The following is a 15323-nucleotide window of genomic DNA, read 5'->3' on the forward strand; positions in this document are numbered from 1 at the left end:
CACCGGCGGGAGGGGACGTGGGCCGGTGCGTCGTATGCCCGTCGCGTAGGTTCTGTCTCAGGCCACCTGCGCCCTGTGGAAGCCGAAGGGCCGTACGCCCACCCTGCGACGGGCTGACGCACCGGCCCACGGCCCCGACCCCCAACGAACCCAGGGGCGCGGGGAACTGCGCGACCAGCCACAACGAACCCGCAGCCGCCCAACCGCCGGAGGCACCCGCACCCGACAACGAACAACTGAAGGAGCCCGGCGCCCCCGGCGCCGGGCTCCTTCCCCCGTACCCCCGTCCACAGAAGCCTGCGCAGCTACTCCGTTGCGATCGCGTTCAGTACGTTCATCCGGCCCGCCCTGAACGCCGGTACCAGCGCTGCGAACAGCCCCACGAACGCGGAGCCCAGGAACACTCCGGTGATCGTCGGCCACGGAATCTCCAGGACCTTCATGCCCTCCAGGGCCAGGAGCTGCTGGGCGGTCGCGCCCCAGCCCATGCCCAGGCCAAGGCCCAGGAGAGCACCGAACAGGGCGATCACCACCGACTCCAGGCGGATCATGCGCCGCAGCTGACGCCGCGAGAGGCCGATCGCCCGCATCAGGCCGATCTCCCGTGTCCGCTCCACCACCGACAGCGCCAGGGTGTTCACCACACCCAGGATCGCGACGATGATCGCCAGGGCCAACAGGCCGTAGATCATGTTCAGGAGCTGGCCTATCTGGTCCTTCAGCGCTTCCTTGTAGTCGGTCTGGTCGCGAACGGTGTACTGCGGATAGTCGTCCAGCGCGGTCTTCAGCGACTTGTACGCGGCCGTCTCCTGGCCCTCCTTCGCCGAGGCGAAGAGCAGCGTGTCCAGCGGCATCTTGTCGGCGGGGACGTACTTGGCCATCGTGTCGATGGATGTGTACATGGCCCCCTGGTCGATGACGACCTCACTGCTGGTGATCGCACGGACCGTCAGCCGGGCGGTGGTGCCGTCCTTGAAGGCGACCGAGATTTTCGAGCCGAGGCTGATGCCGTGGTCCTTGGCGAACTCCTCGTGGACGGACATCGAGTCGGGCCGGTAGGCGTCCTTGAGGTTCCCGGCGACCGTCTCGGTGCTCAGGTCCGTGGCGTAGCTCGGGTCGGCCGCCGTGATGGCCGTTTTCTCGAGCGTCCTGCCGTCGGGGGTGGTGAAGTCGGCCTCGGTCCACTTGTACTCGGTGACCCCCTTCAGGCCCTCCGCCGACCTGGCCGCCTGCACCGCCTGCGGCGTGATCAGCTGGCCGCTGTCGGACTGGATGATGAAGTCCGTACCGACGGTCTTGTCCAGCTGGTCCGTAGCCGATGCGACCATCGACGAGCCGACCACCGACAGGCACGCGACCAGCGCGAGGCCGATCATGAGCGCGGCGCCGGTCGCCCCCGTACGACGCGGGTTGCGCAGCGCGTTCCGCTCTGCCATCCGCCCGACCGGTCCGAAGATCCGCAGCACCACGGCACTCAGCACCCGCACGACGCCGCTCGCGAGCAGCGGGCCGATGACGACGAAGCCGATCAGCGACAGCACCACACCGCCGCCCAGCCACATCGAGCCCTCGCTCGCCTTGTCAGCCTGGGACGCGAGGTACAGCCCGCAACCGCCGGCGCCCGTCAGGACGAGGCCCAGCAGAGCCCGTATGACGCCGGACTTGGCGTCCACCGGCGCCCCGGAGTCCCGCAGCGCCGCCATCGGCGAGACCTTGCCGGCCCGCCGGGCGGGCAGGTACGCGGCGAGCACGGTGACCACGACGCCGAGCAGCAGGCCGACCACCGGGGTGGTCCAGGCGACGGTGAGGTCGTCAGTGGAGAGGTTCATGCCGGTGGCGCCCATGAGCTTCATCAGGCCGATGGCCAGGCCCACGCCCGCACCGACCCCCAGCACCGAGCCGAAGACACCGAGCAGCAGCGCCTCGGCCAGCACGGACCGGTTGACCTGCCGGCGGCTCGACCCGACGGCCCGCATCAGGCCGATCTCGCGGGTCCGCTGGGCGACCAGCATCGAGAAGGTGTTGATGATCAGGAAGATGCCGACGAGGAAGGCGATCCCGGCGAAGCCGAGCATCGCGTACTTCATCACGCCCATGAAGTCGCCGACGTCCTCGGCGTTGGCGTCCGCGACCTCCTTGGCCGTCTGGATCTGGTAGCCGCTGTCGAGCGCGGCCGTGACGTTCTTCTTCACCTGGGCGTCGCTGAAGCCGGAGGCAGCGGTGACGTTGACGTTGGTGTAGACGCCGGTGTCGCCGACCAGGGCCTTCTGCGCGGTCTTCGTGTCCAGGTAGAAGATCGCGGCACCCGGGTTGGTGACCTCGAACTCCGCGATGCCCGAGACCTTGGCCCGGTGCGTGCCCACCGCCGTGATGACGCCGATCTCGTCGCCGAGCTTCAGGTGGTGCTTGTCGACGGTGTCGGCGTCGACCATGATCTGGTCCGGTCCGCGCGGGGCGTTGCCGGAGGAAATCTTCATGGTGCGGGCGTCGTTGGCGTTCCAGTTGCCGACGATGGTCGGGGCGCCGCCCGCGGGCGAGAGGCTGTCCTTGTCGGCGTCGACGACGGTCACCGAAGTGGAGAAGACGGTGCCCTCGGCGGACTTGACCCCCTCCGCCTTGCGCACCTCGCCCAGCACGGACGCGGGCATGACCGGCGGCTTGCCGTTGTCGGCCTGGGTCTCACCGGTGTCCGAGGCGCCCTTGGCGCTGACCTGGACGTCGGACGAGGTGGCCGCGAAGAGCTTGTCGAACGTCGTGTTCATCGTGTCGGTGAAGACGAGCGTGCCGCAGACGAAGGCCACCGACAGCAGGACCGCCACGGCCGAGAGGGCCATACGTCCCTTGTGCGCGAAGAAGTTGCGCATCGAGGTCTTCATGACGGTCATGACGTACGCCCCCGGGCGTCGAAGTCCTTCATCCGGTCCAGGACGGTTTCGGCGGTGGGCTTCCACATCTCGTCGACGATCCGTCCGTCGGCCAGGTACAGCACCCGGTCCGCGTATGAGGCAGCCACCGGGTCGTGTGTGACCATCACGATGGTCTGGCCGAGCTCGTCGACGGAGCGCCGCAGGAAGCCGAGCACCTCGGCGCCGGCGCGGGAGTCGAGGTTCCCGGTCGGCTCGTCACCGAAGATGATCTCGGGCCGCGCGGCCAACGCCCGTGCCACGGCGACGCGTTGCTGCTGGCCGCCCGAGAGCTGGGTCGGCCGGTGCTTCAGCCGGTCGCTCAGGCCGACCGTCTCGACGACCTGGCTCAGCCAGCCGCGGTCCGGCTTACGGCCCGCTATGTCCATGGGCAGAGTGATGTTCTCGAGCGCGTTCAGCGTCGGCAGCAGGTTGAAGGCCTGGAAGATGAAGCCGATCCGGTCCCGGCGCAGCTTCGTGAGCTTCTTGTCCTTGAGGCCGGTGATCTCCGTCTCGTCCAGGTAGATCTGCCCGGAGGTGACGGTGTCGAGGCCGGCGAGGCAGTGCATCAGCGTGGACTTGCCGGACCCCGAGGGGCCCATGATCGCGGTGAACTGGCCCCGCGCGATGTCCACGTCGACGTGGTCCAGGGCGACGACTCGGGTCTCCCCGGATCCGTACGCCTTGACGACCTGCCGCGCCCGCGCGGCAACGGCCGTACGCCCTCCAGTGCCCCCGTGCCTGGGAATGGTTACAGCCGAAGTCACGGTATGTCTCCTAAGTCGGTCAGCAGGTGGTACGCATCGTCTGCGTGCTGTGCGTGGTCTGCGTGCTCTTCTACGTGGAATGAGTCTGGCGGCGGGAGGGGGTCCGGCGCGCTGGTGCCCAGCGCAGTCTTTTCCTGGGGTAAACCCCACCTCCGGAGCTGCGGTACTCCGCCCTCAGCGGCGTAAAGCCAGGTTAAGGACGGTGCATGCCGCCTCTCGTCCTCCGGCGGTACGAAGCCTCCCCCGGCCGTAGTACGGAGGTACCCCTACGGGATCTCCACCCGTCGGCGGAGAGGTCCTAGGGGTCGGCTCCGCCCTTGAGCCCAGTCGGAGTCATACCTGCCACGGCGGGAGGGCGAAGTGAGAGAGTGTCCTCCGGCAGATAGATGCAAGGGGAACGGAATGGGGGAACGGAAGCCGTGAGTCAGGAGGAAACCCAGGGGCCGGGGCCGGACACCGGCATACCGTCCGCACCGGCCGCCGAACAGGTCGAGCCCCGAAGACGCCGTGCCGTCGTCGCCGCGCTCATGCTCGCGATGGGCCTGGCCGCGCTCGACTCCACGATCGTGTCGACCGCCGTACCGCAGATCGTGGGCGACCTCGGCGGCTTCTCCGTCTTCTCCTGGCTGTTCTCGGGCTATCTGCTGGCCGTGACGGTCACGCTCCCCGTCTACGGCAAGCTCTCCGACACCTTCGGCCGCAAGCCCGTACTGATCGCGGGCGCAGCCATCTTCCTGATCGGCTCCCTGCTCTGCGCGCTCGCCTGGAACATGGCGGCGCTCATCGCCTTCCGTATCGTCCAGGGCCTCGGCGGCGGCGCCCTCCAGGGGACCGTCCAGACGCTCGCCGCCGATCTCTACCCCCTTAAGCAACGGCCCAAGATCCAGGCGAAGTTGTCCACGGTCTGGGCGACATCGGCGGTCGCGGGCCCGGCGGTCGGCGGAGTCCTCGCGGCGTACGCCGACTGGCGGTGGATCTTCCTCATCAACCTGCCGATCGGCGCGCTGGCCCTCTGGCTGATCGTCCGCCACCTGCACGAACCAGCGCGCACGCCCGGCCCCCGTCCCCGTATCGACTGGGCGGGCGCGCTCGCGGTCTTCGCCTGCGGCGGCGTCCTGCTGACGGCGCTGGTGCAGGGCGGAGTCGCGTGGGCCTGGCTTTCCGCACCCTCAATCGCCTTGCTGGGCACGGGACTTGCCCTCATCGCACTGGTCGTGGTGATCGAACGCCGGGCCGCCGAACCGATCATCCCCGGCTGGGTCTGGCGCCGCCGCACCATCGCGGCGGTCAATCTGGCGCTGGGCGCGCTGGGTCTGCTGATGGTGGCGCCGACGGTCTTCCTGCCGACCTACGCCCAGGCAGTCCTCGGTCTTGCCCCCATAGCGGCCGGATTCGTGCTCTCCGTATGGACGTTGAGCTGGCCGGTGTCGGCGGCGCTCAGCCAGCATGTGTACCGCAGGATCGGTTTCCGCAACTCGGCGCTGATCGGTATCGGTACGGCGGCGCTGCTCCTGCTCGCGTTCCCGTTCCTGCCCTACCCCGGCGAACCTTGGCAGCCGGCCCTGCTCATGCTCCTCCTCGGCGCCGCGCTCGGCCTGTTCCAACTCCCCCTGCTCATAGGCGTCCAGTCGATCGTCGTCTGGTCCGAACGCGGCACGGCCACCGGTTCCGTACTCTTCTGCCGCCAGACCGGCCAAACCCTGGGCGCGGCCCTGTTCGGAGCGATCGCCAACGGCGTGCTCGCCAGCCGCCTGGGCGGCGCCGGCGACCTCGACTCGATCACCCGCTCCCTCGACTCGGGCACCCCCTCCGAACTCCTCCGCCACGCGGTAGCCGACGCGGTCCACGCGGTCTACTACGGAGCGGCCTGCGCGGCCGGACTCGCCTTCCTGGTCCTGTTGTTGATGGCACCGCGACGGTTTCCGGTCCTGAAGAGCGCTGCCGACTCGTGATCGGGCCCCTCTTGTTCACCCGGTGCCCTGCTCAGTAGACCGGTTCGCCGATACCCAGCAGGTTCCCCTCACTGTCGCGGAACCAGGCGGCGCGTTCGCCCCGTGCGCCCTTGCTCGGATAGTGGCCGTCGATGTCCGCGATTCCGTTCCTCGTCCGGAGCCCGGGCACGTCGACCTCCTCGAACACCACGCCGCGCTGCTTGAGGTCCGCCACGACTGCCTCGATGTCGTCGACCTGCCAGCCCATCTGGGTGAAGGTGCCGGGCGAGGCTCCCGTCGACTGGAACACCGCGAACTCCACACCCCCGCACCGGTACAACAGCCCGCCGGACCGCTCGTCGACGGGCTCCAGACCGAGCCGCTCGGAGTAGAAACGCCGCGCCCGGTCCAGGTCCTGGGCGGGCAGCCTGGTCGCCACGCTTCCCCGGGCCAGAAGATTCCTGTCGTCTGCGTTCATGCCTCCAGTGTGTGCTCAGCCTTCGAGCAGCCGCCATGCGGTGAGGGCGAGGTGGAGAAGGTCGGCGGCCCGGCGCGCGGACTTCTTGACGTTTACGTTTTCGTCATAACTGACCAATGGGGCAAGTGGGGTTAACGGAGGTAACACCCGAGGTCAGCCCAGCAAGCACATACCGACCGATCAGTTTGGTGAAAAGGCAGCGCATCTCAAGGACGCCGAGTAGCGTGCGTGGCTCGTTCCAGCCCACTCCCCACCGTTCCCTGCGGCCCGTACCGGGCCCGAGCCACGCAAGGAAAACCGGGATGTCCTACGAACCGCCCGCGTCGTACCGAGTTCCACCGCCGCACGACTCGTCGCCCTCCTACTCCACCTATCCATGGGCACCACAGCCCCAGCCGGAACCCGAACCCGCGCGCCACCAGCACCGGCACGCCGCGCTCGGCCACCACAGCGACATCCGCGTCCTGCGCACCGCGTACCGGTGGCAGCGGCGCGTGGCGACGCTCGCCGCGCTGGGTTATTTCACGCTCTTTCTCGTTCTGTCCGCGTACGCGCCCGAGTTCATGACGCAGGACGTCACCGACGGACTTCCCCTCGGACTGCTGCTCGGGCTCATCCAGGTGCCCGTCACCTGCGCGGCGATCGCACTGTACGAGTACACGGCCCGCCGCGGCGTCGACCCGATCGCCGAACGGATAAGGAAACAGTCCGAGCTGGACGCCAAGCGGGCGGAGGGTGCCCGATGACCGGGTTCAGCAGTTCCGCGCAGGCGATGTCACTGGTGGCGTTCACGGTCATCGCCACCATCACGCTGCTGCTGTGCGTGATGACCGGCCCCGACCACGACGACCTCGACGAGTTCTACACCGGCTACAGCTCGCTGTCGCCGATGCGCAACGGCCTGGCCATCGCGGGCGACTACATCTCCGCCGCGACCGTGCTCGGTACGGGCGGCGTGATCGCGCTGTTCGGCTACGACGGGGTCGTACTCGCCCTGAGCACCGCCCTCTCCCTGATGCTGCTGATGTTCCTGCTGGCCGAACCGCTGCGCAACGCGGGCCGGTTCACCATGGGCGACGTATTCGCGCGCCGGATGCCGGGACGCTCCGTACGCATCACGGCCTGTTTCGTGACGCTTGCCGCGCTGATGCCGATGATGCTGGTCCAACTCGCTGGTACGGGCGATCTGTTGGCGTTTCTCCTCGGCTTCTCCAGCGACGCGCTGAAGACCGGCTGCATCATCGGGCTCGGCACGTTGATGATCAGCTACGCGGCGATCGGCGGCATGAAGGGCACCGCCCTCATCCAGATCCTGAAGATCGTGATCCTGCTCGGCTCCGGCGCCGTCATCTCCGTACTCATCCTCAACAGGTACGAGTGGGATCTCGGTGGGCTGTTCAACGCGGCGGCGGAGGGCAGTGGGGCGGGGTCGGCGTTCTTGAACTCGGGGCTGCAGTTCGCAGGTGGGCCGAGTTCCGAACTCGACATGATCACATCGGAGTTGACGGTGGTGCTCGGTGCCGCGGTGCTGCCGCACATCACCATGCGCATGTACACCGCGGGCAGTACGCGTGAGGTGCGGCGGTCGATGTCCTGGGCGGTGCCGGCCGTGGCGCTGTTCGTGCTGATCATCACGGTGGTCGGCTTCGGTACGGTCGCCATGATCGGACGGGAAGCGATCACTGCGGTGGATCCGCAGGGCAACACGGCGTATCTGCTGGGCTCGCGGGCCGTGTTCGGGGCGGATGTGTCGACGGGCGAGACGCTGCTGTTCACGACCGTCACGACCGCGATCTTTCTGACCGTGCTGGCATCTGTGGCGGGGATGATTCTCGCCTGCGCCAATTCTCTTGCTCATGACGTCTTCGCTCACGGCCGGAAGCAGTTGTCGCCTCGGCGTGAGATGACGTTGGCCCGGGTGTCGGCGGCGGCGGTGGGCGTGCCGACGATTCTGCTGGCCACTCTTGTCCAGCATCGGAGCCTGCAGCCGCTGGTGACGTTGTCGTTCTGCATCGGGGCTTCGGCGATCGCGCCTGCGCTGGTGTACGGGCTGTTCTGGCGGCGTTATACGCGGGTGGGGTTGCTTTGTACGTTGATCGGGGGCTCGGTCAGTACGTTCGTGCTGATGACGGGGACCAACTTGGTCTCCGGGTCGCCCATTTCGGCGTTCCCCAACCATGACTTCACGTGGTTTCCGTTCACCACGACCGGGCTGCTGTCCATTCCGCTCGGGTTCGCCTTCGGCTGGTTGGGGACGGTGGTCTCCGGGCGGCGGCGGGCGGAGGAGGAGCGGCGGCAGTACGAGGCGGTTGAGGGGTGGATCTTGGCGGGGGTGGTCCGGCGAGGGCGTTAGCTCTCATTCACCCGTTGCCTGGCCCGTCAGCGTTACCAAGCTGTCCCGTACGTGGTTCATGTGGGCCTGCACTTCGTCCCTCTGCTCTGCGTGTGCTCGCAGCAGGCGTTCCGTTTCGTGGGCGATTCGGGTCTCGCGGGCTCGGGCCTCTGCCAGGAGGGCGGCGGCCTGGGACTCTGCGTCCTCCTGGAGGTGGCGGGTGGCGGCCTGGGCCTCGGACAGGGCTCGTTCGGCTTCGGCCAGGGCTGCCTCGGCTCGTGACAGTTGCGGAGCGTGCTGTGCGTCCAGGGCGGCCTCCTGCTCCGCCGTTGCGCGGTCCACCTCGGCCAAGCGGTCGGCGTGTTCCTTGGCCTGCTCGGCCAGCTTCGCCTCCGAGCGTTCACGCATGTCGCGCAGTGCGGCCAGTGCCTCGCCGCGGTGCTCCTTCACGTCCAGGCGTGCGGCGATACGCAGTTCGTCGGCCTCGGCCTGGGCGGCCAGCAGACGCTGGCGGGCCCGTTCGTCCGCCTCGGCCCGTACCGCGTCGGCCTCCGCCCGTGCCGCCTCGCGTACCCGGTCGGCCTCGGACTCCGCCGCCTCCAGGGCGTGCCTCGCCTCCCGGTGGGCGTTCTCGCGGACGGCCGCCGCTTCCTCCTTGGTGAGTTCGAAGAGGTGTGCGGCACCTTCGCCGAGCGTCTCGTACGTCTGCGGAGGGAGCGCGGCCATCTGCTCGGCCAGTCGGCCTGCCTCCGCCTCCATATCCTTGGCCAGTACGGTCAGGCGGGCGGCTCGTTCCCACGCGGCGTCGCGGTCCTGCGAGAGTTCCGCGGCGTACGCGTCCACCTGCTCGGGACGGTAACCACGGCCTCGTACGGCCATGAAGCCATGAGGTGACACCGATGCGCCCGATGCGCTGCTCATCCTCGAATCCCCTCTTCGGCGGCGTACAGCATGATGTGCCGCACATCCTGGTAGATCAGACGGAAGTGTTCATAATGCGACACTCCGCCCGTTCGGTCGGTAAAGGGGGCGGACGCAGTAAAGGGTCGGACGACAAGTCGGATGACAAAAGTGCCGGGCCTGGTCGATCGACCAGGCCCGAAGTCGTCGGGATGGAGCTCCGTGCTGGGACAACCGCCCCGGACTCCACGCTTCCGCAGTTGGCCGGCTCTGCATCAGACGTTCCGCTTCAACGTGCGGCGGGCGACGGTGCCGGCGACCACGGCGAGGGCGACCACGGCGAGGAGCTTCCGCTTTGTGCTGCGGCCGAGGGTCCTCGGGGGCGGTCGGGGTGGGGCGGACTCGCGTGACACGCCCTGTGTGATGCGGTGCCAGACCCGCTCCGGGGGTGCGGTCGGCAGGTCCACCAGCTCGGCGGTGCGGGCGGCGGTCACGACTCGGGTCATCATCCGCAGCGCGTCGCGGCAGCGGTCACACCGCTCGACGTGCCGCAGGGCCTCGGCGTCGTCGTCGGTCGGCGGGGTGTTCCGCAGCGCCAGTTCCACCAGGTGCGCGGGCTCTACGTGGACCACTACGCCCTCCCGTCCCCCGGACCCCGCGACTCGACGGGCTCCGCCGTGACGACGAGGTTGGACAGATAGCCGCCCCGCTCGGGGACGAACGGCGGCGCGCAGGTGATGAGCGTCAGGACAGGGACACCGGACCGGCGGAACACCGAGGAGGGCAGCTCGTCCTTCGGCACGGTGACGCGCGAGACGACGCGGTAGTGCACCGGTTCCGCCCCCGCCCGCCGCACCTCGACGCGATCCCCGCGCCGCACGTCGTACAGCGCGGCGAATTCACCGATCTCACCGGTGTCGCTGTCGACGTGCCCGACGAGCACGGCCGACCCCCGCTCACTGGCGGGTGCCGGGCCGTAGCGGTACCAGCCGGCCACGGAGGGCTCGTCGGGGACGGTCATGTCCCCCCGGTCCGTCACGCCCACCGGGCCGACCCGGGCGTCGAGGCCCACGCCGCGCACCAGGACGCGCCGGGGCGGCGGATCCTGCGCCTTGCCGGGGTCCGCCTTCGCGGCCGCCCCGTCCGTACGTCCGGAGGTCGCGGCCACGACGGCGGACGGGGGCGCGGCCGGGTGCGACGGCCCGTCCGGAAAACCGAGGACGGCTGCCAGAGCGGCAGCCGCCACGGTCAGTCCGGTCAGCCGTCGCGCGCTGTCAGCCACGCCGGCCGGCGACCCTGCGGGCCGCCAGGACGCCCGTCACCGTGACCACTCCGGCCGCGGCGGCCCAGGCCGGCCACGTGTCGGAGGAGTTGGTGGTGACGGCGGCACCGCTGCCGCCCGCGTCGACGCCCTTGGGCGCCGATGCCATGCCGCTGAAGGACTGGGTCTTCAGGGCCAGGTTCTTGTCGTCGGCGCTGCCCCATGCGTAAGCGACGCTGCTGGTGCCTTCCTTGAGGCTCAGGTCGGCCGGGCCTATGGCCACGGTGTCCGTACCGGCGAGCACCACGTCGGCGTTGACCGTGCCCGCGTCGACCTCGGCGGTGTCCTCCTTCGGGTTGGTGAGGTTGCTGAAGACGGGCTGTCCGCCGGCCCGGACGTCGACGGCGGGCGCGGCCGCCACATGGCGGACCGTCAGACGGGCCTTGCCGGCGCCGACCTGCGAGACGTCGTTGACGAAGGCCGTCAGCTGGGGCTTGCCGTCGGCGGAGAGATGGGCGGCGACCGTGGCGTTGGCGCCCTCGGGCACCTCGACCTTCTTCTCCAGGGCGGGAGTGCCCTCGGGTCCCTTGCCCGCTTCGAAGATCTGGATGTCGTAGGTCCCGGCGTCGAGGGACTGCGGGTCCGTTACCGTGCCGGGCTTGAAGTCGCTGAGCAGTTCGTCGCCGTTGGCGTACACGTCCACGGTCATCCCGGGGATGCCGTGGAAGACGGACACCATGGCCTTGTCCTGCTCTTGGGCCATGGCGGGTGCGGCCATGCCGAGGGCCAGGGCGCAGGCGCCGGCCGAGGCCGCGACGGCGAGGTGGATTCGGGAGCTCATGGGATCTTCCCTTCAGAAGGAGTCTCCGTACGGAGCGGAGTCTCAGTCCCGTTTCAGGTGTGGGGGCCTCCGCGGATGCGCGGCCGGCGGTGCTTCTTCGACGCGGTCACATGCCCGTGCCGGGAGCGGCGGACGGTTCGATCACCAGGCGCAACCGGTGCATGCCGCGACGGGCGTGGCTCTTGACGGTTCCCAGGGGCAGGCCGGTGCGTTCCGCGATCTGCGCCTGGGTCAGGTCCTCGTAGAAGGCCATGCAGAGCACTTCGCGCTGCTGCTGCGGCAGCCGGGACAGGGCATCGACGAGCAGCACCCGGTCCAGGACGCGCTCCGGTGCCGTCTCGCCCTGCTCCGCGCCGGCGCCGGTGTCGTGGGCGGCCGAGTCGATGAGCGTCAGTCGTCTCGTCCTGGCCGCCAGCGCGTCGACGATCTTGCGGCGGGTGATGCCGACCAGCCAGGCGCCGAGCGGCCCCCGTTCGGGGCGGAAGCCGGCCCGCCCGTGCCAGGCGCCGAGAAAGACCTGCTGGGTCACGTCCTCCGCCTCGTGGGCGTCACCGAGCAGCCGGGTGGCCATGGTGTGGACGAGCGAGCCCCAGCGCCGGTAGATCGCGGCGAACGCCTCCTCATCGGCGGCGACGAGGCCACGGGCCAGCTCCTCCTCGTAACGCGTCTCCTCCACGGGCGGGGCGAGGGTCGTGGGTCGCGTGTTCGTGATCATGGCCTGCTTCCTCCTGCCGGGAGCCGTGCGGAGCGGAAGACCGTCTGCCGAACCACACCGGTCGCGCTGTGCGAAGCAGCGACCGTGCGCTCGGAAGCCAGTGTTCGGCGCACAAACGACGCATAGCAACATGCGTCGGTTATGCGTCGTACAGTGGGGGTATGGCCGTACACGAACGGGATGACGAGGGCGTGCCGGCGGGCGCCGGGCTGACCACCGGCGAGGTGGCCCGGCGGCTGGGAGTGGCACCCACCACGGTCCGCACCTGGGACCGCCGCTACGGCCTCGGTCCCGACGCGCACACCGGCGGCCGGCACCGGCGCTGGACGTCCGGGGACATGGCACGGCTGGAGCGGATGTGCGCCCTGACGGCGACCGGCATAGCGCCCGCCGAGGCGGCGCGCATGGTGCGGGGCGATGCCCCGCCCGAAGCGGTGCCGGCCCGGTCGGCCGCCGACGCGGCACCGCGCCCCGCCGTCCGGGCTCGCAGCCGGGCGGGCAGCGGGCTACGCCTGGGGGACGTGCGTCAGGAATGCAAGGGCATAGCCCGTGCGGCCCTGCGCCTCGACGCCGCCGCGCTGGACGAGCTGCTCGAAGCCGCGATCGACGAGCACGGGCTGGTCACCGCCTGGACCGAGGTGATCATGCCGACGCTCCAGGCGGTCGGCCGCAAGTGGGAGAGCTCGGGCGAGAAGTACGTCGAGGTCGAGCACTTCCTGTCCTGGCACGTCTCCGGCGCGCTGCGGCGCAGCACCCCCTCCGCGATCGCCGACCGCCCGGGCGCCATCACGGTGCTCGCCTGCGTGCCGGGAGAGAATCACACGCTGTCGCTGGAGGTGCTGGCCGCCGCACTGGCCGAACGCGGCCTGCCGGTGCGGATGTTCGGCGGTGCCCTGCCCGTGGAGTCGCTCGTCACGGCCGTACGCCGGACCGGACCGGCCGCGGTCGGGCTGTGGGCACAGTCCCGTACCACCGCCAGCCGGCCGCTGGCGCAGCACGTCGCCGCGATGGAGTGGGGGGTACGCGGGGCCCGCCGCAAACCGGTCGTCCTGACGATCGGTCCCGGCTGGGCCGGCCGGACGTCGGCCGGTCTGCCGCGCCCGGCCGGGCTGGCCGAGGCCGTCACGCTTCTGGAGTCGGTCGTGTCGCACAAGCCCTGACCGGCTGCGTCCGAACACGGCCGACGGCCCGAAGCGGTGCGGGAACGGACCGGTGCCGCCGGCCCAGCGGCTGGGAGCGGGGTGTGGAGACGATCCAGGCGCGCGTCCTCAGGGCCGGTGCCACCGGCGAGCGGGGTGAGGCCCGGTGATCCAAGGGCCTGCCGCCGCTTCGGGCGTGGTGATCGTCGGAGGCGGCGCCGACGGCCTCAGTCTCGCGCACGGGCTGATCGGGTTGGGCACGTCGAAGCCGGTCACATGGACGGTGGGGTCGCGGACGAACAAGGGAACCTCGTCGGCCGCGTCAGCGCGGCGTGCAGAGGCGGATGGTCGTACAGACGCGCGTCCGAGGTGAACAGGACGACGCTACGGTCATGGCGTCACTCCTGGTGCGTGAGACCGGGGACGCGGGGTAAGTGCTGCCTCTTCCTTCGCCCGGCACGGGCCCGTCGGATGCGGGTGGCGCGCGAGGCGCTCCGGCGTCCGCTCGTGCCGCCCGCCGCCGCCCGGGCGATGTTGCGCGCCATGCCGCCGAACACGACGGCGTGGAACGGGGCGACGCTCCACCAGTAGGCGTGGCCCAGAAGGCCGCGCGGATGGAACAGGGCGCGCTGCCGGTACCGGGTGCGGCCGTCGTCGTCGGTCTCGGCGTACATCTCCAGCCAGGCGAGGCCGGGCAGCCGCATCTCGGCGCGCAGCCGCACCAGATGACCCGGCTCGATCTCCTCGACCCGCCAGAAGTCCAGCGAGTCGCCAACCCTCAGGCGCTCGGTGTCACGCCGTCCCCGGCGCAGTCCGACCCCGCCGGCGAACCGGTCCAGCCAGCCCCGCACCGCCCATGCCAGGGGAGAGGAGTACCAGCCGTTCTCGCCCCCGATGCCCTCGACCACCTTCCACAGTGCCTCCCGCGACGCGTCGACCGGCCTGTGCCGCTCGTCCTCGTAGAGGCTGCCGCCGGCCCAGTCCGGATCCGTGGGCAGCGGGTCGCTGGGGGCTCCGGGCACCGAGGCGGAGGACCAGCGCGTGGAGACCTGCGCCTCCCGCACCCTGCGCAGCGCCAGGGACAGGGCCTCGTCGAACGGCAGCGGCCGGCCCGGAGCGTCCGGCACGTACTGGGCGATGTCGTGCTCGTGGCAGACGACCTCGTGCCGCAGCGACTCGGTGAGCGGCCGGGCGAGGGAGGCCGGGACCGGGGTGACGAGGCCCACCCAGTGGCTGGACAGCCGGGGAGTGAGGACCGGGACCGGCACGATGAACCGCCGCCGCAGTCCGGCGACGGAGGCGTACCGGGTCATCATGTCCCGGTAGGTGAGGACGTCCGGCCCGCCGATGTCGAAGGCCCGGTCGACGTCGTCCGGCATGGTGGCCGACCCGACGAGGTAGCGCAGCACGTCCCGGACCCCGATGGGCTGGGTGCGTGTGTGCACCCAGCTGGGCGTGACCATGACGGGCAGGCGTTCGGTGAGGTAGCGCAGCATCTCGAAGGACGCCGATCCCGAGCCGATCACGACGGCGGCCCTCAGCACCGTGGCGGGCACGGGGGAGGAGAGGAAGATCTCTCCCACCTCGGCCCGGGAACGCAGATGTGGGGAGAGCGACTCCTCCGGGACGCCGCGTGGTGTGAGCCCGCCGAGGTAGACGATCCGCCGTACGCCGGCGGCCCGCGCCTGTTCGGCGAAGACCCGGGCGGCGGCGCGGTCGGTGTCCTCGAACTGCGAGCCGGTTCCGAGGGCGTGCACCAGGTAGTAGGCGACATCGATCCCGCGCATCGCGGCGGCGACCGACTTCGTATCCGTGACGTCCCCCCGGACGGTCTCGGCCTCCGCCGCCCAGGGGTGGTCGCGGAGTTTGCCGGGGGATCGGGCGAGGCACCGGACGCGATGACCGGCCTCCAGCAGTTCCGGCACCAGGCGCCCGCCGATGTATCCGGATGCCCCGGTGACCAGGCAGTGCAGCCGCTGCCCGGCCGGCTGTCCGTCCGCCGCCATGATCGTGCCTCCCGTCGTCCGCCGCCGTCGTCGTGCCGCCGGATCACGGC

Annotated in this window: 13 protein-coding genes; 4 read left to right on the forward strand and 9 right to left on the reverse strand. The window is 70.3% G+C overall.

What is annotated here, in order from left to right; all coding sequences use genetic code 11:
• Positions 1-305: 305 nt before the first annotated feature.
• Positions 306-2885: an ABC transporter permease gene (locus ACGFNK_RS05330; RefSeq protein ID WP_393412188.1), complete on the reverse strand. Its 2580-nt coding sequence runs from the start codon at positions 2883-2885 to the stop codon at positions 306-308.
• A complete protein-coding gene (locus ACGFNK_RS05335) occupies positions 2882-3670 on the reverse strand; it encodes an ABC transporter ATP-binding protein (protein ID WP_033323132.1) in 789 nt (262 codons plus the stop codon). Before ACGFNK_RS05335 ends, ACGFNK_RS05330 begins: the two co-directional genes overlap by 4 nt.
• A gap of 386 nt (positions 3671-4056) precedes the next feature.
• Here ACGFNK_RS05335 and ACGFNK_RS05340 point away from each other — a divergent pair, with 386 nt between their 5' ends.
• A complete protein-coding gene (locus ACGFNK_RS05340; protein ID WP_393412190.1) occupies positions 4057-5622 on the forward strand; it encodes an MFS transporter in 1566 nt (521 codons plus the stop codon).
• Between the two features lie 31 nt (positions 5623-5653).
• Here ACGFNK_RS05340 and ACGFNK_RS05345 read toward each other — a convergent pair whose 3' ends face one another.
• Positions 5654-6079, reverse strand: a complete 426-nt coding sequence (locus ACGFNK_RS05345) for a VOC family protein (protein ID WP_393412192.1) — start codon at positions 6077-6079, stop codon at positions 5654-5656.
• Between the two features lie 302 nt (positions 6080-6381).
• Here ACGFNK_RS05345 and ACGFNK_RS05350 point away from each other — a divergent pair, with 302 nt between their 5' ends.
• Complete coding sequence (locus ACGFNK_RS05350; RefSeq protein WP_393412194.1) at positions 6382-6825, forward strand: DUF485 domain-containing protein; 444 nt, start codon at positions 6382-6384, stop codon at positions 6823-6825.
• The gene (locus ACGFNK_RS05355; RefSeq protein WP_393412196.1) at positions 6822-8432 is read left to right on the forward strand and encodes a cation acetate symporter; all 1611 of its coding nucleotides are present in this window, start codon (positions 6822-6824) and stop codon (positions 8430-8432) included. The genes ACGFNK_RS05350 and ACGFNK_RS05355 overlap by 4 nt, the downstream gene beginning before the upstream one ends.
• 3 nt (positions 8433-8435) lie before the next feature.
• On the opposite strand, the gene ACGFNK_RS05360 is transcribed toward ACGFNK_RS05355, so the two are convergent.
• The 5 genes from ACGFNK_RS05360 to ACGFNK_RS05380 form a co-directional block, all read right to left on the reverse strand.
• Positions 8436-9332, reverse strand: coding sequence for a cellulose-binding protein (locus tag ACGFNK_RS05360; protein WP_393412198.1), 897 nt, complete (start codon positions 9330-9332; stop codon positions 8436-8438).
• A gap of 254 nt (positions 9333-9586) precedes the next feature.
• Complete coding sequence (locus ACGFNK_RS05365; RefSeq protein WP_393412200.1) at positions 9587-9943, reverse strand: hypothetical protein; 357 nt, start codon at positions 9941-9943, stop codon at positions 9587-9589.
• Positions 9943-10593 (reverse strand): class F sortase, encoded by a 651-nt coding sequence (locus ACGFNK_RS05370; protein WP_393412202.1) that lies wholly within the window; start codon positions 10591-10593, stop codon positions 9943-9945. The genes ACGFNK_RS05365 and ACGFNK_RS05370 overlap by 1 nt, the downstream gene beginning before the upstream one ends.
• The gene (locus ACGFNK_RS05375) at positions 10586-11413 is read right to left on the reverse strand and encodes a DUF4397 domain-containing protein (RefSeq protein WP_393412204.1); all 828 of its coding nucleotides are present in this window, start codon (positions 11411-11413) and stop codon (positions 10586-10588) included. The genes ACGFNK_RS05370 and ACGFNK_RS05375 overlap by 8 nt, the downstream gene beginning before the upstream one ends.
• 106 nt (positions 11414-11519) lie before the next feature.
• Positions 11520-12128: an RNA polymerase sigma factor gene (locus tag ACGFNK_RS05380; protein ID WP_393412206.1), complete on the reverse strand. Its 609-nt coding sequence runs from the start codon at positions 12126-12128 to the stop codon at positions 11520-11522.
• 161 nt (positions 12129-12289) lie between these two features.
• Here ACGFNK_RS05380 and ACGFNK_RS05385 point away from each other — a divergent pair, with 161 nt between their 5' ends.
• Entirely contained in the window at positions 12290-13288 is a 999-nt protein-coding gene (locus ACGFNK_RS05385; RefSeq protein ID WP_393412208.1) for a MerR family transcriptional regulator, read from the forward strand.
• A gap of 377 nt (positions 13289-13665) precedes the next feature.
• Here the strand turns inward: ACGFNK_RS05385 and ACGFNK_RS05390 are convergent, their stop codons facing one another.
• Positions 13666-15273, reverse strand: a complete 1608-nt coding sequence (locus ACGFNK_RS05390) for an SDR family oxidoreductase (RefSeq protein WP_393412210.1) — start codon at positions 15271-15273, stop codon at positions 13666-13668.
• Positions 15274-15323 lie beyond the last annotated feature (50 nt).

Source organism: Streptomyces sp. NPDC048825, assembly GCF_043198355.1.
Lineage (GTDB): Bacteria > Actinomycetota > Actinomycetes > Streptomycetales > Streptomycetaceae > Streptomyces > Streptomyces xiangluensis.